Below are 18,217 nucleotides of genomic sequence, written 5' to 3'. Positions count from 1 at the left end.
TCTCGTTATCCATTGATGACTTTGTCATGGGGATGGAGCGTATCTTCATAAATATCGGTCGGATAGTTTCCGGTGAAACAAGCGAGACACTGCCCGCAGTTTGAATCTTTGTCCTGTCTGCCGATGCCGTCCAGCATGCCGTCGATGCTGATGAATGAAAGGGAGTCGGCTCCCATTTCCTCCCGCATTTCCTCCAGAGAGTGCGTCGCGGCAATCAGTTCTGATTTGGTGGACGTATCAATCCCGTAAAAACAAGGATGAGTAATCGGCGGGGAGCTGATGCGGACGTGCACTTCCGCTGCCCCGGCTTGTTTGAGCATCGTAACAATACGGCGGCTTGTCGTACCGCGTACAATGGAATCATCCACCATGACGACCCGTTTTCCTTCAACCACGCCGCGTACCGGTGACAGTTTCATTTTCACGCCCTGTTCACGCAGCTCCTGGGACGGCTGAATGAACGTCCGCCCGACATAACGATTTTTGATCATCCCCATTTCATAGGGAATGCCGGCTTCTTCGGCATATCCTATAGCAGCTGAAATGGACGAATCCGGCACGCCGGTTACAATATCTGCCTCAATCGGTGCTTCGGCGGCCAGCTTTTTGCCGAGGTTTTTTCGTGCGGTGTGGACGTTGATCTGATCAATATTGGAATCCGGACGGGAAAAGTACACATATTCCATGCTGCACATCCGCCGCTCGGCCGGCGTGGCGTACAACTCTGAGCGCATGCCGTTTCGATCAAACGTAATGATTTCACCCGGCTGTACTTCGCGTTCGTACTCCGCTCCGATGACGTCAAACGCACAAGTCTCGGACGCTACAACGTAAGCCCCGCCGAGTTTTCCGATACTAAGCGGACGGAGACCGTGCGGATCCTGGGCAATCAGCAGTTTGCCCTCGGTCATGACGGCCAGGGCATAAGCCCCTTCGACCATCGACAATGCGTCACTCAGCTTATCTTCCATCCTGGGGTACACGCTTCGTTTAATAAGGTGTGCAATCACTTCTGTATCGGAGGTGGACTGAAAAATGCTACCCTGGTCCTCGAGTTCGAGCTTCAGGTTGTGCGCGTTCACCAGGTTGCCGTTATGGGCGATAGCCAGGCTGTCGGTCTGGGAGCGGAACATGAGGGGCTGGCAGTTGTCGAGACCGCCGCCGCCTGCTGTTGCGTAGCGAACGTGGCCGAGGGAAGCGTGTCCCTCGAGCGCTTCAAGATCGCCTTCTTTGAACGCATCGTTCACCAGCCCGAGTCCTTTATGAATGTGCAGATGTTCTTCGTCACTGACAACGATGCCTGCGCCTTCCTGGCCGCGATGCTGCAAACTGTGAAGCCCGTAATACGAAAGCTGAGCCGCTTCTTTATGCCCCCACAACGCAAAGACGCCGCATTCTTCATTTAATCCTTTGATTTCACCAAGCATGGAATGGCTCCTTTCCAGGCGTTTTCCATTTCTTCTACGTCCGCCTGCAGTACCTTGTCTCCTGATGACTGATGGACTTCAAGTGTCGGTTCATTGGTTACCTTGCCGATGCGTACGGCATCAGCGGCTGTGTTTTCAAAAGGTTCCGTGTGTTCGGGAGATACGGATACGAGAAAGCGGGACTGGGTTTCAGCGAATAATGCTGCTGTTGTATCACCGGCAAGCGTTACACCGGCGCCGAGACCTCCGCTGTCGATAACACTTTCAGCAAGTGCAGCGGCAAGGCCTCCTTCAGCGAGATCGTGGGCGGAATGTACAAACCCGCTCCGGATCGCTTCGAGCAGACTCTGCTGCCGTTCTTTCTCGACGTCGAGATCAAGCTCCGGCACTCTTCCGGAAATACCACCTTCCACCATCTTCTGGACTTCGCTGCCGCCGAATTCCGGTGCTGCTTCCCCGATCACATAGATAATGTCCCCTGCCTGCTTGAAGGACTGGGTCGTGATATGATCCAAATCTTCTATCAGCCCAACCATACCGACGACCGGTGTCGGGTATACCGCGCCATGCTGCGTTTCGTTATACAGGGAGACGTTTCCGCCAATAACCGGTGTATCAAGAACGGAACAGGCTTCACTCATGCCGTCTGTCGATTTCTCGAGCTGCCAGTAGATTTCCGGCTTTTCTGGGCTGCCGTAATTCAGGCAGTCCGTCAATCCAAGCGGTGTGCCGCCGGAGCAGACGATGTTGCGCGCCGCTTCAGCTACCGCGATTTTTCCGCCGGTTTCGGGATCGAGATAGATATAGCGGGAATTGCAGTCCGTTGTCATGGCAAGAGCTTTATTCGTCCCGCGCACCCGAAGTACGGCGGCATCTGAACCCGGTTGGACGGCCGTATTCGTCTGCACCATGTAATCGTACTGATCATATACCCACTCTTTGCTTGCAATCGTCGGCTGACGCAGAAGATCAAGCAGCGTCTGTTTCATATCGGCAATTGGCAGACTCGATGCCGGAAGCTTCTGATTTTCTGTGAAAACCCGGTGTTCTGTGGATTCCGGGTGATACACGGGTGCTTCTTCAGCAAGCGCATCGGCCGGAATGTCCGCCGCAACCTCCCCTTCAAAAAGAAGACGGAGATTCTGTTCTTCCATGACATGACCTACCTCGGCTGCGTACAGCCCCCAGTGATCACAAATATCACGGACTTCCTGTTCGTGCCCCTGTTTGACGACAAGAAGCATCCTTTCCTGGGACTCGGAGAGCATCATTTCGTACGGTGTCATGCCGCTTTCCCGCTGCGGTACTTTGTCAAGATCCATCTCAATGCCGAATCCTGCTTTGCTTGCCATTTCCGAGGAAGAGGAGGCAAGACCGGCCGCCCCCATATCCTGGATGCCGACGAGGGATTCGAGCTGCACGAGGTCCTGACAGGCTTCCATCAGTAGTTTTTCCATAAACGGGTCGCCGACCTGGACGGAAGGGCGTTTTTCTTCCGAATCTTCACCAAGTTCTTCGGAGGCAAACGTTGCCCCGTGTATGCCGTCCCGCCCCGTACTCGCGCCGACATACATGACGGTGTTTCCGGTTCCTTCGGCCACACCTTTCTGGATGTCTTCGTGGTTAATCAGGCCGACACACATCGCATTCATCAGTGGATTTTCTTCATAGCATGGATCAAACTGTATTTCGCCTCCGATGGTCGGAACGCCGACACAGTTGCCGTAGCCTGCGATACCGGCCACGACTTCTTCAAACAGGTAGCGTCCTCTGGCGGACTGCAGCTCGCCGAAGCGGAGCGAGTTGAGGAGTGCGATCGGTTTGGCTCCCATCGAGAACACATCGCGGAGAATGCCGCCGACACCTGTCGCCGCTCCCTGGTACGGTTCGACCGCGGACGGGTGGTTGTGGCTTTCTGCTTTAAAGGCCACCGCCTGTCTGTCACCGATATCAATGATTCCGGCGCCTTCGCCCGGTCCCTGCAGCACCTTTTCCCCTTTACTCGGGAATTTGCGGAGCAGCACTTTGGAATGCTTGTAACTGCAATGTTCGGACCACATGACGGAAAACACGCCCGTTTCGGTATAGTTCGGAAGACGACCGAGAATGTTTTCCGCCATGGCAAATTCTTCATCTGTCATTCCCATGTCGTGATAGATTTTTTCCTCTTTGATTTGCTGCGGAGACGGTTCAAGACGAAGCGACATGTGTTTCCCTCCAGTTTTTCAGCATCGATTGAAAGAGTCTCCGGCCATCGGTACTTCCAAGAAGATCGGAGACAGCACGTTCAGGGTGCGGCATCATGCCGAGGATGTTACCTTTTTCGTTTGTTATACCGGCAATTCCGGCAGCAGAGCCGTTAATGTCATCCTGGTACGTAAAAACAATCCGGTCGTTCTGTTTCAGCACCTCCAGAGTGTCATCGTCACAGTAGTAATTCCCTTCCCCGTGAGCAACGGGAATCGTAACGGTGCTGCCCTGTTCGTATTCGGTCGTAAACATCGTATCCGCATTCGCGACGGTCAGCGGGGTGGGACGGCAGATAAATTTCAGGTTTTTGTTGAACTGCATCGCACCCGGCAGCAGACGTGCTTCAAGAAGTACCTGGAAACCGTTGCAGATACCAAGAACAGGCTTGCCTCGCTGCGCTTGGTCGATGACGCTTTCCATCACCGGCGCAAAACGCGCGATCGCTCCGGAGCGGAGGTAATCTCCGTACGAGAAACCGCCGGGAAGAAGCACCGCGTCATAGTCCGAGATATCCGTTTCGGTATACCATACTTTTTCCACTTCTTCTCCGAGGGTTTCCTCAATGGCATAGTACATGTCGTCGTCACAGTTCGATCCTGGAAATACGATAACGGCGAACTTCATGAAGACACAGCCTCCCCGATCGTATACGTGTAATCTTCAATGACTGGATTGGACAGCAGTTTTTCGCACATTTCTTCGATCCGCTTTTCCAGGTTGTCCGTGTTTTCGACTTCAAGCTCCAGGTATTTGCCGATCCGGACACTGTTCACCTCGGTATAGTTCATGGCGTGCAGCGAATCGGTGACAGCACTTCCCTGCGGATCGAGCACTCCTTCTTTCAGCGTTACGTACACATGGACTTTAAACATCTGTTTATGCCCCTCCCAGTCTTTTTAGAATTTCCGTATAGCCTTCCTGAAGAGACCCAAGGCCGTAGCGGAACACATCTTTGTCGAATTTTTCCCTCGTCTTTTCATCCCACAGACGGCAGGTATCCGGGGAAATCTCATCAGCAAGCAGAAGCTTTCCGTCCGCCGTCGTACCGAACTCGAGCTTAAAATCAACGAGCAGGAGCCCGTGTTTTCCAAAATGATGCTTTAACGCATCGTTAACAGCCAGTGCCCCGGTTCTCATCTCCTGCAGGTCATCCGGCTGTGCTGCCTCGAGCATACGGATATGGTCTTCATTAATAAGCGGATCCCCGAGCTCGTCGTCTTTGTAGTAAAACTCCACAACCGGTTCTTTCAGCTCTGTCCCCTCCGCCATACCGGTACGGCGGTGCAGACTCCCCGCCACGACATTGCGGACGACAACTTCAAGTGGGATGATATCGGTTTTTCGGACGAGCTGTTCCGTGTCGGACAGTTTCTGCTCAAAATGGCTCGGAATTCCTGCTTCCGCCAGTGTCGCAAAAAGCATGGAAGACAACACGTTGTTCAAGCGTCCCTTGCCTGTGAGCACTTCCTGTTTCTCCCCGTTAAAAGCGGTCGCATCGTCTTTGTATTCCACCCATAACAGGTCCGGATCGTCCGTTTCGTACAGCTTCTTCGCTTTGCCCTCATACAGCAGTTCCTTCTTCTCCATGCCCGGGACCTCCTTTAGTCTTCCAGTCCGGTCCGTTTAAAGACCGTGTCGATTTCACGAAGGTGGTGGTTGTAGTCAAAACAGCCGTCGAGTTCCTCCGGCGTGAGTGTTTCGGTAATGCGCGGTTCCTGTTCAATGACCTGGCGGAATAATATGCCTTTTTCCCAGGATTCCATCGCTTTAGGCTGCACAAGGTCGTACGCTTCTTCGCGCGCCATTCCTTTGCTGATCAGGGTTAAAAGCACCTGCTGGGAATAAATCAGGCCGAAGGTGCGGTCCATGTTCGCTTTCATATTTTCCGGGAAGACGGTCAGCTTATCGATGATGCCGGAAAAACGGTTGAGCATGTAGTTAAGCGCCGTCGTGGCGTCCGGCAGAATAATACGTTCCGCGGAAGAATGGGAAATGTCGCGTTCATGCCACAGCGGCACGTTCTCAAATGCTGTCATCATATGACCGCGGATGACGCGGGCCAGGCCTGTCATGTTTTCCGACCCGATCGGATTACGTTTGTGCGGCATCGCCGACGAGCCTTTCTGTCCTTTGGCGAAAAATTCTTCCACTTCCCGCGTCTCACTTTTCTGAAGGCCGCGTACTTCCACTGCCATTTTTTCGATGGAGGAGGCAATGAGCGCCAGCGTGCTCATGTAGTGAGCGTGGCGGTCGCGCTGCAGGGTCTGGGTGGAAACCGGTGCCGGTTCGAGACCCAGCTTTTCGCAGACTGATGCCTCAATAAACGGCGGAATGTTCGCAAACGTTCCGACGGCACCGGATAGTTTACCGACCCGGACCGTTTCCGCTGCCTGCTTGAACCGCTCGATATTGCGTTTCATTTCTTCATACCAGAGCGCCAGCTTCATCCCAAACGTTGTCGGTTCCGCATGAACGCCGTGGGTACGACCCATCATGACCGTATACTTGTGCTCTACTGCTTTGTTTTTCAACACAGCGAGAAAGTTCTCAAGATCCCGAAGCAGGATCTCGTTTGCCTGCACGAGCAGGTAAGACAGCGCCGTATCCACCACATCGGTTGACGTCAGTCCGTAATGGACCCATTTCTTTTCTTCTCCAAGCGTTTCCGAGACCGCCCGCGTGAAAGCAACGACGTCGTGGCGCGTTTCGGCCTCAATCTCCTGAATCCGATCCACATCAAATCCTGCATTCTCACGGATTTTGGCGACGTCTTCTTTTGGAATATCCCCGTAGTCCGCCCAGGCTTCACAGGCGGAAATCTCTACTTCAAGCCAGGCGTTAAACCGATTTTCCTCCGTCCAGACCGCACCCATTTCCGGGCGGGTATACCGTTCAATCATTCGACTTCCTCCACTCTCTATCGTTTATTCAGGCCACACACGGCTTGTTTTTTCCAGCGCATCATCCCGGCCGCTGCCAAGAACGGTCCAGTGTCCCATTTTCCGGCCTGGCTTGGCTTCCTGTTTGCCGTAAAAATGAACGTGGCCGCCTCCGGCAAACGAAGCAAAATGATCCTGTACATAGGACACATGCTCGCCGAGAATATTTGTCATCACGACAGGTTTTAACAGCTGTGTCGAGCCAAGCGGCAGACCGCAGACGGCTCGTACGTGCTGTTCAAACTGTGACGTTTCGCAGGCTTCTATCGTATAATGGCCGGAATTGTGCGGGCGCGGCGCCACCTCATTGACATACACCGTATCTTCATCAAGTACAAACATTTCCACCGCGAGCGTCCCGACGAGATCAAACGCTTCAGCCAGTTCGTATGCCATACTTACTGCTTTTTGTTCCGTCTGCTCCGCTATGTCCGCCGGAACAATCGTCTGGTGCAGAATATTGTTCCGGTGTCTGTTTTCACCCGCCGGGAAGGTTGTCGTTTCGCCGTTTGTGCTGCGTGTCACGATAACCGATATTTCTTTTTCAAACGGGATCCAGGCTTCCAGCACAAGGTCTGTCGTCTGGGCAGCGAGTTCATTAAACGCGTCCTGAATGTTCGTGTCATCCCGGATGACAACCTGTCCTTTTCCGTCGTATCCGCCTTCGCACGTTTTCAGAACAGCCGGACATCCGATATCCTGCATCGCTTCTTCCAGCGCGGCGGCGCTTGATACGAGGCGGTACGGGGATACATCGACGCCGCCGTCCTGAATGGCCTGTTTTTCGCGCCCTCGGTGTTTCGTTGTATGCAGAAGACTGCCGCCCTGCGGCAGATACATCGATTGTTCGAGAAACGAAGCCGTATCCGCGTCTATATTTTCGAATTCATACGTGAGCACATCACAGTGTCCGGCAAGTTCTTCTGCGGCACTGCGGTCATCGTACGCCGCTTCCACGGATACATCGGCAATTTGTGCGGTCGGCGCATCCGGCTTCGGTTCGAGTACGGCGATACGGTAACCCATCGCGCGCGCCGACAACCCCATCATCCGCCCGAGCTGTCCGCCACCGAGAATGCCGATCGTCTGTCCGGGTAAAATGGAAGGTTTCATGATAAATCCCCCGTTTCCATAACTTTCTGCCGCATCGTTTCACTTCGTTCCTCCAGGCGTTTGGCGATCGATTCATCAAAAGCGCCGAGAAAGCGGGCCGCAAGAAGTCCGGCGTTGACTGCTCCCGACCGTCCGATGGCCGTGGTTGCCACCGGTACACCGCCGGGCATCTGCGCAATCGACAGCAGAGAGTCCATGCCGTTCAGGGCGTTGGATTTCACAGGAACACCAATAACCGGCAGTGTCGTCTTCGAAGCTGCCATGCCGGGCAGGTGAGCCGCTCCTCCGGCTCCTGCGATAATAGTCTTCAAGCCTCTTTCTTTTGCCGAGGCGGCGTATTCAAACATATAATCCGGTGTACGGTGCGCCGAAACGACTTGTTTCTCATACGGTATGTCCAACTCCTCCAGCACATCGACTGCATGTTTCATTGTTTCCCAGTCTGATGTACTTCCCATGATGACGCCTACTTGTGCCTCCATGTCAGAATCGACTCCTTCCTTGAACAATAAAATACCCCGGCGCCGGGTCAGTTTCTTCCAGGAGAAATCTGTCCGGCCGCCGGGGTGTCTGTGCCGGCCGGACAGTGGACGCCGCCGGTTGTTAAAAGCGGTCCATGTGCCGGCTCCCGTGCCGTTCTCTCCCTCATAGTCCGGCCATTTACGGTCGCCGGGTAGAAACGTATCAGGCCGTATTCCCGATGATATATGAGAGTATTGATCCATCGTGTTATTCCTTTTTCAGCTTAACAGTATGTGATGAAATCTGTCAATTAAAAATCGAACGTTTGCGATCGATGAAAATAAAATGTTCGGTTATTGCGGACGCGCTTCAAAAATAATCTGCTGTTTCACCGGTATTTGTTCTATTTTACCGTTTTGCTTCACTTCCTGAAATACCGGTTCCTCCATGCGGCGGACCGGCGTATACCCTTCTTCCCGGATGCGGGCCAGACATTCTTCAATCGTTTCATCACCGCTTACTTCAAATCGCTTCTTTTTCGCCATAGATGCTCTCCTTTCCGCTGCTTTGTGCTCGGTTCTTCTATTATTCTAAAATACCTGAATACGTCATAGAAATGAAAGGGGCAGCAGGCAGTGTGCTTGTGTGTTTTTTCCTGCTTTGCTAGGATTTAATTAGATGATGAGGGGAAAAAGGAGTCTTTGCAAATGAACGATATCGGTCTTGTACTTGAAGGCGGGGGTATGCGCGGCGTGTATACGGCCGGGGTGCTGGAGTATTTTCTCGACCATGACATACATTTTCCCTACGTTTCCGGTGTTTCTTCCGGAGCTTCGGTCGCGTGCTCCTATCTTGCACGGCAGAAAGGACGCAACAGAAAACTGCAGATCGGCATGGCCGGTGATCCGCGCTTTCTCAGCATCCGCAACCTGTGGAGAGAAAAAAGTCTGTTTGGTATGAACTTTTTATACGATGAGGTGCCGAAAAGTCTCGTACCTCTGGATGTGGATCAAATCAACAACAGCAGTCAGACCTTTGTCATCGGTACAACCGATGTGAAAACAGGCAGCCCACACTATATTTACCATCAGCGTGAGGAAGACATATTGACCGCCGTCCGCGCCTCCAGCAGCCTGCCGATGCTGGCTCCGGTTGTGCATTACAGAGGATGGCAGCTTCTCGACGGAGGTGTCGCCGACCCGGTTCCAGTCGAGCAGGCGATGACCGATGGCTGCCAGCAGAACGTCGTCGTTCTCACACGCCCGAAAGGATACCGCAAAGAACCATTCAAACTGAGCCGTCTCGCCCGGCGTTTTTACAAAAATTATCCCGGCTTTGTGCAGGCGCTGATTAACCGGCCTGTCATCTATAATAAAACGATGGAACAGCTTGAGGATCTGGAGGACCGCGGCAGAGTGAAAGTACTTCGCCCCGATGCCTCCCTGAACGCCCACCGTACGGAAAAAGATCCGGCCCGGCTTGAAGAAATGTATGATGCCGGCTATCAGGACGCCGCTGATCTTCACCAGGCTTTTCCGGACTGGCTCAACCATTCATACTCATCGGCTACATAAAAAACAAAAGGTGTTCCGAGCAATCATCCGAAACATGCACTCTTATCTCTATATAAAGAACAGCAGCTCCGGCAAAAGAATATTCTGCCGGAGCTTTTTCCTTCCGTCCTGCTATTTCGCGTCTTTCACACTTTATCCGCCGACTGTTTTGAGGGTTTCAAGCAGCAGAGCGGTGCCGTCCAGACAGTCTTTGAGTTCGGTGAATTCTTCCGGACTGTGGCTTCTTCCTTCCACACTCGGTACAAAAATCATACCGGAGGGTACATACCTGCCGAGAATCATGGCGTCATGCCCGGCACCGCTCGCCAGATACTGATAAGGCAGCCCCAGCATCTGCGCAGCTGATTCCATGCGGTGCTGCAGCCACTCCGGTACGGGAACCGGGGGAATACGAACCTGAAGAAGCGTTTCGGATTCAACGTTACGTTTTTCGGCGATATCAAGTACCGTCTGTTCTATATGGCGTATCATCGCATCTCTCGTATCTTCTTCAATATCCCGGATATCCACGATCAGGTCCGCCCGCCCGGCAATCACATTCGATCCATTCGGCGTAAGAGTCAGTTTCCCGATTGTCGCGACCGCGGTACTGCTGTACCCGGCCGGAATGGCTTCCACAGCGGTCATGATTTCCGCCGCCGCGGCTGCGGCATCCCGCCTCATATCCATTGGTGTGTTGCCCGCATGATCGGTTTCTCCTTTTAACGTGATCTCCAGCCAGGACGGCCCGGCGATACCGTGGACAATGCCGACGCTGCCGTCCGTCTGCTCCAGTTGTTTTCCCTGTTCGACATGCACCTCGAGAAAGGCTTCAATCGACTCAGGCGGCACCAGGCAGTGTTTCAGTTTGTTCGGTGTATGCCCACAGCGTTTCATCGCTTCCGCCGCCGTTGTATCATAATCATCCCGCATCTGAAAAAGATCTTCTTTCGTGACTTCCCCCATCGCCATGCGGCTGCCAAGCAGTCCCCCGCCAAAACGGGAACCTTCCTCGTCGATGAAGACAACGACTTCAACGGGATGAGTCAGTCTTCCCTGTTCTTCTATCACTGCTTCCACCGCCATAAGGGAGCTTATACAGCCCAGTGCCCCGTCAAACGCTCCCCCGTCCGGAACGGTGTCCAAGTGCGAACCGGTCCAAACCGCCGGCAGGTCCGGATTGGTTCCTTCGAGCCGGCCGTATAGATTTCCAACGTCGTCTTTCCGTACCGTCAGGCCGGCCTGTTCCATCCAGGACCGGAACAGTTCTTTCGCTTTTAACTCTTCTTCGGAGTACACAAACCTTGTCACTCCACCATTTTCTGTTTTTCCGATGTCAGCCATATCCAAGAGCCTCTGTGCGAGAATATCCGGATCCAGGAAAGGATAATCCCGGCAGTCCGGTTTCGTTTCAAGCAGTCGCTTTTTCATATTCATTTCGCCCCCCATTCTCCCGAGTCCTTTTTGCTTTGCTGGCTGCTTGTTGTGCAGCACTATCTGCTCTGTCTGTCTACAGTCACCAGTTTCGTGACAGGTATACTATGATGAGTCTTCCGGCAATGTTTCCGGCAGACAGGAAACAGGATGATCCGAAGATTGACGATTTTACTATCACAGCTGTTTCTTCACAGCATACACCATTTCCTGTCCATAACGACATGATATAAAAATTTTTTCTCCGGATCATGCAAAAAAATTCGGATGTCCTGCACATTCTGATGTACTGTACACACCACCGCCAGGGGCCATTCCTAAATACGACACGTGGCTTTTCACCTAAAAAAGAAGCTGGGACAAAAATAAACTTGGCGGAGGAAAACACGACTGTCTTGCGGCGTTGTTCAACAGTCGTATAGCAGTGGAGCCAAAATACTTCGGCTCCTGCTCAGAACAGCACGAGTCGCGGGTACCACCCCGCAGGATGTGCGGTCAGGTCGGCGCCCGCATGTGACGTACTTCCACAGGATAATGGCGTTTAAGGGCGCACCTAACACTATAAAGTGCTTTATGAATCATTCATAATGACGTTTAAGGGTGCATCGGTCACTTCAAAATGCCTCAGGCGACATGCCTAACGACGTTTAAGAGGGCGCTGAACCATCTAAAGTGCCTTATGGACTATTCCTCTCCCTTTTCATGCAGCGACGCGGGCTCTTTGCTGCGTCGGCCCGTTCATTTTCCCGCTGAACGCAGCCTCGATTCGTTCATGACGACGTTTACGGGGGTACGAAACCCTCTAAAGTGCTTTATGAACCATTCATGATGACATTTAAGGGCACACCGGACACTCTAAAGTGCCTCAGGCGTCATGCCTAACGACGTTTGAGAGGCTGCGTGATACCCTAAAGTGCCTTAGGACCCATTCCCAACGAAGGTCCGTCCACCCAACCTGAACGCAACAAACAAGCACCTTCATTTTTCTGCAACTGTACTACCAGAGCTGCTCCCTTTTCCTTCGTTATACCGGCTGGCGTCGTGATCACATCGCCGAGCAGCTCAGGTGTGATTTCGATTCCCGCAAACGGGTCCTGGAACGGCCGGAGTCCGTCGGTTTCGACAAGCAGCTGATCCGGCAGGACCGCGGCCGCGACCGCGAGCCGTGCCCACGGCATAGAAGACACGATGAGCCCCAGCGAATCGATGCCGCCCTTGTGCTCTGGAGTAAAAGCAAAGTATTTTGGCGCAGCGGTTTATCTCAGGAACGAAAAATGCCGAACGATTTAAAAAAATCGTTCGGCATTTTTCTAAATTATAAAGGTTTTGTCCCAGACTCCTGCACCGTTATACAAACGTTACGACTTTCCGGCCCCGTACCTTACCGGCGAGAATCTGGTCGAGGGTATCAGGAAGCTCCTGCAGGGAAACATAATCCGCAATCTGTTTCAGACTTTCTCCGACTCTCAGGTCCGACGCGAGACGTTCCCAGACGTCCAGCCGCCGCGGCATCGGGCAGTTGACCGAATCGATTCCGGTCAGCGTGATTCCGCGTCCGATAAAAGGAAACACGGTCGCCGGCACGTCGGTTCCTCCGGTAAGTCCGCTCACCGCAGCCGCACCTTCATATTTCAGCGTGCTCAGTACATAGGAGAGCGTTCTTCCGCCGACCGGATCCACCGCTCCGGCCCAGCGCTGCTTATCGACCGGACGGATCGTTTCCGGCTGCAATTCATCCCGGTCGATGATCTCGGCAGCACCAAGGCCCTTCAGAAAATCATGTTCGGATGATTTGCCGGTTCCAGCCGCCACATCGTAGCCGAGATTGGACAGCATCGCCACAGCTATACTGCCGACACCGCCTGTCGCACCGGTGACAAGGACCGTACCGTCTTCAGGAGTCACGCCTTCTTCCTGCAGCCGCATGACCGACAGCGCCGCTGTGAAACCGGCTGTTCCGTAAATCATGGCTTCCTCAAGCGTCAGCGGTTCCGGCAGCGGTACGACCCAGTCCACCGGTACGCGGGCATACTCCGCAAATCCACCGAAATGGCCTGTACCGAGCTGATAGCTTGTCACAATGACCGGGTCGCCTTCTGAAAACCGATCGTCACTTGACTCTTCCACCACGCCGGATAAATCAATGCCGGGTACCATCGGGTAATCTTTGACGATATTGTTATCCGATATCGTGGCCATGCCGTCTTTAAAATTGACGCTCGAATACTTCACCTTGATAAGTACTTCTCCTTCAGGGAGATCATCAAACGTAAGTTTGCGCACTTCACGCGAAACGTTGCCGTCATCTGCTTTATCCACAACCAATGCTTCAAAGGAACTCATTGTCATCGTCCTCCTTTTTGTCTGCTCCTTTTTATTTTCCCACGCACGGGCAGATTCAATCTAATGATTTGCCCGAGGCGGAAACGGCTATACTAAGACGAAACATACCAGAAAAGGAGCACGATGTTCATGGCTTACTGGCTGCGCGGTCTCCGGGTCACCAACTTTCTCCTGATTTCGATCGGCGCCTTTATTTTTGCGTTCGGCATCATTCATTTTAACCTTCAGAACGGCCTCGCCCACGGCGGCTTTACAGGACTCAGTTTGATTCTGTATTACCTTCTGTCCATCCCGCCGTCGGTCTCCAATATTGTCTTGAATGTTCCGCTCTTTATTATCGGCGGCAGACTGCTCGGCCGCAAGGTTTTCATTTACAGTCTGTACGGCACGCTGATGATGTCGCTGGCCCTTTCTTTTTTTGAAAATGTATGGCACGCCGAAGTCTTTCTGAAAAATGACATGATCCTCGTTTCCCTGTTCGCCGGGGTGTTTGCCGGGACCGGACTCGGTATCATTTTCCGTTCCGGCGGGACGACCGGCGGTGCTGATATTATCGCCAGACTGTGTGAAAAGTATCTCGGCACCGGTATCGGCTCGACCATGTTTTTCTTCGATGCCTTTGTCATTACTTTCTCTCTCGTCCACCTCACGCTGCCGGAAGCAATGTACACTTTGGTGGCTGTCTTCATTGCCACACGGGTGATTGATTTCATTATTGAAGGCGCCAATGCTGCCAAATCGGCGATGATTATATCCAATCATACCGATGCTATTTCCGATGCCGTGACGCAGCGGATGCGCCGCGGTTCGACCGTGCTCACCGGCCGCGGCAGTTTCACCAAAAACGAACGCAACGTGCTGTACTGCGTCGTCAACCGGAACCAGCTCATTCATTTGAAAACGATTATCTCCGAAGTCGATCCCTATGCCTTCGTTTCCGTGCACGACGTGAAAGAAGTGGCCGGCGAAGGGTTTTCGTATGAACCGGAAAATAAGACATAATCCCCTCTTGACCAAGAGGGTGACACTCTCTTTCAATATACAAAATGAGAAAACCGTACGTCGGAAAAAGAAAAAACGCATTATCCGTAACAGGCTGCTTCTTTTTGCCGGAAAATCGCCGAAACACATTATCATCCTCTTCCCATAGTTACGTTTACACTACTTCCCGGTATGGTAAACGTCGCTGGGACATGCTCTATGTTACGTTTCAGCAGTCTACGTCCCTCCTAAACTGTCTCATGAATCATTTATACTTACGTTTAAAGCGTTTTTCCCTCTCTTTTTGGCCGTCGTATGACCAAAATAAACATAAATCGGCCTCCCCTATTCATGTGAGTTCTTATATATATTGAAAAAAGAGGACCCCATTGCCCGGGATCCTCATTAGTTAATGAAGAAAGTGCTATTATGCCCCTAAAAAGGCGAAATAAATCAGAAAGACGAAGAACAGCACGTACATAATCGGATGGATATCGCGTCCTTTGCCTTTGAGCACCATCGTGATCGGATAAAAGATGAAGCCGAGCGCGATCCCGGTGGCGATACTGTATGTGAGCGGCATGGCGGTCACGGTGAGAAACGCGGGCAGCGCCATCTCGAGTTTATCCCATTCAATGAGGCGCAGCGATGACGCCATCAGCACGCCGACGATAATGAGCGCCGGACCCGTCACCTGATCTGTGACGACGGTAAGAAGCGGCGAAAAGAACAGCGAAAGCAGGAACAAAGCCCCGGTGACAACGGACGCAAAGCCTGTACGTGCGCCCGCGGCAACCCCGGACGTGGATTCGATATATGCAGTTGTTGTCGATGTACCGAGCACCGCCCCGATGGAGGTGGCCGTCGAATCCGCGAGAAGCGCCCGTTCAGCGCGCGGCAGCTTGTTGTTTTTCACAAAGCCTGCCTGATTAGCAACGCCGTACAGCGTACCGGCTGTATCAAAGAAATCGACAAACAAAAAGGTGAGAATGACAATCGCAATCTGACCCGTCATCTGCGCGCTCCACTCGAGCTCCCCGAGGAATGTAAACGCAGACCCGAATGTCGGCGCAAGACTCGGGATAGAACTCACAACATTGCCCGGGAGGTTGATGATGCCAAATGCCATACCAACGACGGCGGTAATCACCATGCCGTAAAAGATACCGCCCTGAAACCCGAGCACCATCAGAACTACCGTAACGACGAGCCCGAAACAGGCCAGAATCGTCGTCGGCTGTGTCATATCGCCAAGCGCGACCATCGTGGATTCATCGGCGGCGACAATGCCGGTGTTCTGAAACCCGATAAAGGCGATGTACAGCCCGATACCGGCAGCAGCGGCGTATTTCAGCTGGGCCGGAATCGCGTTGATGACCTTTTCACGTATACCAAACAATGTAATGAAAACAAAAATAACACCGGAGACGAAAACGCTGAAAAGCGCAATCTGCCAGGGGATCCCCATCGTCAATACGACCGTGTACGTGAAAAACGCGTTCAGCCCCATGCCAGGTGCCAGCGCAATCGGGTATCTGGCCAGAAGCCCCATAATCAATGTACCTACCGCGGCCGACAGCGCTGTAGCCGTAAATATTGCTCCTTCATCCATTCCTGCTTCGGAAAGGATACTAGGATTCACAAACAGGATGTAAGCCATCGCCAAAAAGGTGGTCAATCCGGCCATGCTCTCCTGTCTGTACCCCGTTCCCCATTTTTCAAATTCAAAATAACGTTCCACAAGCAATTCCCCCATTTTCTTTCAGGATGTTCACCGCATCCTGCAATAATAAGAAAAAGCTCCAGACGCATATGGCTGTAACTGGAGCTTTCCCTACAAAAAGACGGACGAAAGACACTGCTTCTTCCGGTTCCGAATATCGTAGTCAAGCTATTTACGGCAGCCTGTAGAAACCAGCGGACCTTATTACCGCTGTTATACGAAATACACAATATATAGACAGCCATCTCATCTGCTCTTTATTGTATCCCGAACAGATGGGGAAAACAGTCATGTTGTAAAATAAATGAACTAATAATCAAGGACGCGTTATTCCCACTCAATCGTGGAAGGCGGCTTGGAGGTGATATCATACACGACCCGGTTGACGTGCTTCACTTCATTCACAATTCTCGTCGAAATCGTTTCAAGCACATCATACGGAATCCTCGCCCAGTCCGAGGTCATACCGTCCACGGAGGTTACCGCACGGACGCCGACCGTGTAATCGTACGTTCTCGCGTCCCCCATGACACCGACACTGCGCATATCCGGAAGCGCGGTGAAGTACTGCCAGATCTTTCGGTCGAGCCCGGCGTTACTGATTTCTTCACGCAGAATCGCATCCGACTCGCGTACAATCTCAAGCTTTTCTTCCGTGATTTCGCCGAGCACGCGGATACCCAGTCCCGGCCCCGGGAACGGCTGGCGCCACACGATGTCGTCAGGAACGCCTAGTTCTGTACCAAGCTGGCGGACTTCGTCTTTGAATAATGTATTGAGTGGTTCAATCAAGTCCATGTTCATGTCTTCGGGCAGCCCGCCGACATTATGGTGGGACTTAATCGTCTGGGCGGTATCCGTACCACTCTCAATCACGTCGGTATAGAGCGTTCCCTGCGCAAGAAAATCCATGTTCTCGAGCTTTTCCGCTTCTTCTTCGAAAAGATAGATGAACTCGTTGCCGATGATTTTGCGCTTCTGTTCCGGGTCGGACACCCCGTCGAGCTTTGTCAGAAAACGGTCCTGGGCGTCGATTTTGACCATGTTCATGTTGAAGTCACCGGCGAATGTATCCATCACGCTTTGTGCCTCGCCTTTACGGAGCAGGCCGTGATCAATAAACATACAGGTGAGCTGATCGCCGATGGCCCGGTGAATCAACGCAGCAACGACGGATGAATCCACTCCGCCGCTGAGCGCACAGAGAACGTTCTTTTCCCCGACCTGTTCGCGGATAAAGGATGTCTGTTCTTCGACAAAATTGCTCATCGTCCATTCTCCGGCGCAGCCGCAGACGGTAAAAGCAAAGTTTTTCAACAGATCATCGCCGTGCTCGGTATGGCGGACTTCCGGATGAAACTGGACCCCGTAGATCCCACGCGCGGCGTCGCTCATGCCGGCCACCGGGCAGGAAGCATTGCCGGCATCGGTCTGAAAACCTTCCGGCGGCGCGGTAATTAAATCTCCGTGACTCATCCAGACTGTCTGCTCCTGTGGCAGTCCCTCGTACAGCGCAGCACTGTTCTGTACCTGGAGTACCGCTTTCCCGTATTCGCGGTGATTCGATGCTTCCACCCGGCCTCCGAAATGCTGCGTCAACAGCTGCATGCCGTAGCAGATTCCAAGAATCGGAATGCCGAGGTCATAAATGGCCGGATCGGCAGCCGGAGCTCCTTCGGCATAGGCACTGCCTGGTCCTCCTGAGAATATAATACCCGACGGCTCCATCTCCTTCAGCTGCGCTGCCGTGACAGATCCCGGATGCAGTTCACTGTAGACACCCAGGTCTCTGATACGACGCGTGATCAGCTGATTATACTGACCGCCGAAATCCAGAACGACAATCCTCTCCGTTTCGTTTGACATATCCCCCATCACCTTTCTTCTGTTAATAAAAGTATAAAAAAACCGGAACCCATCTCCGCCTCAAGAAAAACGAAGACAGATTCCGGGATACACGTATCTCCGGCTGCTCTGTCTTCGTAGTCCAGT

The 18,217-nt window shown here is 52.7% G+C and carries 16 protein-coding genes and 2 riboswitches; of the genes, 2 read left to right on the top strand and 14 right to left on the bottom strand.

Features of this window, described 5'->3' with window-relative positions; genetic code table 11:
• Window positions 1–5: 5 nt before the first annotated feature.
• From purF to BM124_RS04875, 9 genes are all read right to left on the bottom strand, one after another.
• Window positions 6–1,427: an amidophosphoribosyltransferase gene (gene purF, locus BM124_RS04915; protein ID WP_093335699.1), complete on the bottom strand. Its 1,422-nt coding sequence runs from the start codon at window positions 1,425–1,427 to the stop codon at window positions 6–8.
• The gene (gene purL / locus BM124_RS04910; RefSeq protein ID WP_093335697.1) at window positions 1,403–3,634 is read right to left on the bottom strand and encodes a phosphoribosylformylglycinamidine synthase subunit PurL; all 2,232 of its coding nucleotides are present in this window, start codon (window positions 3,632–3,634) and stop codon (window positions 1,403–1,405) included. Before purL ends, purF begins: the two co-directional genes overlap by 25 nt.
• Window positions 3,618–4,301 (bottom strand): phosphoribosylformylglycinamidine synthase subunit PurQ, encoded by a 684-nt coding sequence (purQ, locus tag BM124_RS04905; protein ID WP_093335696.1) that lies wholly within the window; start codon window positions 4,299–4,301, stop codon window positions 3,618–3,620. Before purQ ends, purL begins: the two co-directional genes overlap by 17 nt.
• Window positions 4,298–4,549, bottom strand: a complete 252-nt coding sequence (gene purS, locus BM124_RS04900) for a phosphoribosylformylglycinamidine synthase subunit PurS (protein WP_093335694.1) — start codon at window positions 4,547–4,549, stop codon at window positions 4,298–4,300. The genes purQ and purS overlap by 4 nt, the downstream gene beginning before the upstream one ends.
• Before the next feature lie 4 nt (window positions 4,550–4,553).
• Window positions 4,554–5,264 (bottom strand): phosphoribosylaminoimidazolesuccinocarboxamide synthase, encoded by a 711-nt coding sequence (purC, locus tag BM124_RS04895; RefSeq protein ID WP_093335693.1) that lies wholly within the window; start codon window positions 5,262–5,264, stop codon window positions 4,554–4,556.
• 14 nt (window positions 5,265–5,278) lie between these two features.
• Entirely contained in the window at window positions 5,279–6,577 is a 1,299-nt protein-coding gene (gene purB, locus BM124_RS04890) for an adenylosuccinate lyase (RefSeq protein WP_093335691.1), read from the bottom strand.
• Window positions 6,578–6,601: 24 nt separating this feature from the next.
• On the bottom strand, window positions 6,602–7,732 hold the full coding sequence (gene purK / locus BM124_RS04885) for a 5-(carboxyamino)imidazole ribonucleotide synthase (RefSeq protein ID WP_425288553.1): 1,131 nt from the start codon (window positions 7,730–7,732) through the stop codon (window positions 6,602–6,604).
• The gene (gene purE / locus BM124_RS04880) at window positions 7,726–8,211 is read right to left on the bottom strand and encodes a 5-(carboxyamino)imidazole ribonucleotide mutase (RefSeq protein ID WP_093335899.1); all 486 of its coding nucleotides are present in this window, start codon (window positions 8,209–8,211) and stop codon (window positions 7,726–7,728) included. The genes purK and purE overlap by 7 nt, the downstream gene beginning before the upstream one ends.
• Window positions 8,212–8,357: 146 nt before the next feature.
• Window positions 8,358–8,460, bottom strand: a riboswitch (purine riboswitch).
• Between the two features lie 84 nt (window positions 8,461–8,544).
• Window positions 8,545–8,736 carry an NETI motif-containing protein gene (locus BM124_RS04875; protein ID WP_093335688.1) on the bottom strand — a complete coding sequence of 64 codons (192 nt, stop codon included), beginning with the start codon at window positions 8,734–8,736 and terminating at the stop codon, window positions 8,545–8,547.
• A gap of 162 nt (window positions 8,737–8,898) precedes the next feature.
• Here BM124_RS04875 and BM124_RS04870 point away from each other — a divergent pair, with 162 nt between their 5' ends.
• Entirely contained in the window at window positions 8,899–9,765 is an 867-nt protein-coding gene (locus tag BM124_RS04870) for a patatin-like phospholipase family protein (RefSeq protein ID WP_093335685.1), read from the top strand.
• Between the two features lie 132 nt (window positions 9,766–9,897).
• Here BM124_RS04870 and BM124_RS04865 read toward each other — a convergent pair whose 3' ends face one another.
• The 3 genes from BM124_RS04865 to BM124_RS04855 form a co-directional block, all read right to left on the bottom strand.
• A complete protein-coding gene (locus tag BM124_RS04865) occupies window positions 9,898–11,175 on the bottom strand; it encodes a Zn-dependent hydrolase (RefSeq protein ID WP_244504236.1) in 1,278 nt (425 codons plus the stop codon).
• A gap of 911 nt (window positions 11,176–12,086) precedes the next feature.
• Window positions 12,087–12,356: a hypothetical protein gene (locus BM124_RS04860; protein ID WP_093335682.1), complete on the bottom strand. Its 270-nt coding sequence runs from the start codon at window positions 12,354–12,356 to the stop codon at window positions 12,087–12,089.
• Between the two features lie 169 nt (window positions 12,357–12,525).
• A complete protein-coding gene (locus tag BM124_RS04855; RefSeq protein ID WP_093335680.1) occupies window positions 12,526–13,521 on the bottom strand; it encodes an acrylyl-CoA reductase family protein in 996 nt (331 codons plus the stop codon).
• A 129-nt stretch (window positions 13,522–13,650) separates the two neighbouring features.
• Between BM124_RS04855 and BM124_RS04850 the strand changes: the two genes are divergently transcribed.
• Window positions 13,651–14,523 (top strand): YitT family protein, encoded by an 873-nt coding sequence (locus BM124_RS04850; RefSeq protein WP_093335678.1) that lies wholly within the window; start codon window positions 13,651–13,653, stop codon window positions 14,521–14,523.
• Window positions 14,524–14,929: 406 nt separating this feature from the next.
• Here BM124_RS04850 and BM124_RS04845 read toward each other — a convergent pair whose 3' ends face one another.
• Both BM124_RS04845 and guaA read right to left on the bottom strand, forming a co-directional pair.
• Window positions 14,930–16,243, bottom strand: a complete 1,314-nt coding sequence (locus BM124_RS04845) for an NCS2 family permease (RefSeq protein ID WP_093335897.1) — start codon at window positions 16,241–16,243, stop codon at window positions 14,930–14,932.
• Between the two features lie 122 nt (window positions 16,244–16,365).
• Window positions 16,366–16,466, bottom strand: a riboswitch (purine riboswitch).
• 86 nt (window positions 16,467–16,552) lie between these two features.
• A complete protein-coding gene (guaA, locus tag BM124_RS04840) occupies window positions 16,553–18,091 on the bottom strand; it encodes a glutamine-hydrolyzing GMP synthase (protein ID WP_093335896.1) in 1,539 nt (512 codons plus the stop codon).
• Between the last annotated feature and the right edge of the window lie 126 nt (window positions 18,092–18,217).

It is taken from the genome of Salibacterium halotolerans, assembly GCF_900115625.1.
Lineage (GTDB): Bacteria > Bacillota > Bacilli > Bacillales > Marinococcaceae > Salibacterium > Salibacterium halotolerans.
Note: the sequence above shows the minus strand (reverse complement) of the source record. Positions and strands in the feature narration are given on the sequence as shown.

Excerpts from the sequence above, each read along its gene's own strand:
- purF (WP_093335699.1), bottom strand. The coding sequence starts at position 1,427 with ATGCTTGGTGAAATCAAAGGATTAAATGAAGAATGCGGCGTCTTTGCG.
- purL (WP_093335697.1), bottom strand. The coding sequence starts at position 3,634 with ATGTCGCTTCGTCTTGAACCGTCTCCGCAGCAAATCAAAGAGGAAAAA.
- purQ (WP_093335696.1), bottom strand. The coding sequence starts at position 4,301 with ATGAAGTTCGCCGTTATCGTATTTCCAGGATCGAACTGTGACGACGAC.
- purS (WP_093335694.1), bottom strand. The coding sequence starts at position 4,549 with ATGTTTAAAGTCCATGTGTACGTAACGCTGAAAGAAGGAGTGCTCGAT.
- purC (WP_093335693.1), bottom strand. The coding sequence starts at position 5,264 with ATGGAGAAGAAGGAACTGCTGTATGAGGGCAAAGCGAAGAAGCTGTAC.
- purB (WP_093335691.1), bottom strand. The coding sequence starts at position 6,577 with ATGATTGAACGGTATACCCGCCCGGAAATGGGTGCGGTCTGGACGGAG.
- purE (WP_093335899.1), bottom strand. The coding sequence starts at position 8,211 with ATGGAGGCACAAGTAGGCGTCATCATGGGAAGTACATCAGACTGGGAA.
- BM124_RS04875 (WP_093335688.1), bottom strand. The coding sequence starts at position 8,736 with ATGGCGAAAAAGAAGCGATTTGAAGTAAGCGGTGATGAAACGATTGAA.
- BM124_RS04870 (WP_093335685.1), top strand. The coding sequence starts at position 8,899 with ATGAACGATATCGGTCTTGTACTTGAAGGCGGGGGTATGCGCGGCGTG.
- BM124_RS04865 (WP_244504236.1), bottom strand. The coding sequence starts at position 11,175 with ATGAAAAAGCGACTGCTTGAAACGAAACCGGACTGCCGGGATTATCCT.
- BM124_RS04860 (WP_093335682.1), bottom strand. The coding sequence starts at position 12,356 with ATGCCGTGGGCACGGCTCGCGGTCGCGGCCGCGGTCCTGCCGGATCAG.
- BM124_RS04855 (WP_093335680.1), bottom strand. The coding sequence starts at position 13,521 with ATGAGTTCCTTTGAAGCATTGGTTGTGGATAAAGCAGATGACGGCAAC.
- BM124_RS04850 (WP_093335678.1), top strand. The coding sequence starts at position 13,651 with ATGGCTTACTGGCTGCGCGGTCTCCGGGTCACCAACTTTCTCCTGATT.
- guaA (WP_093335896.1), bottom strand. The coding sequence starts at position 18,091 with ATGTCAAACGAAACGGAGAGGATTGTCGTTCTGGATTTCGGCGGTCAG.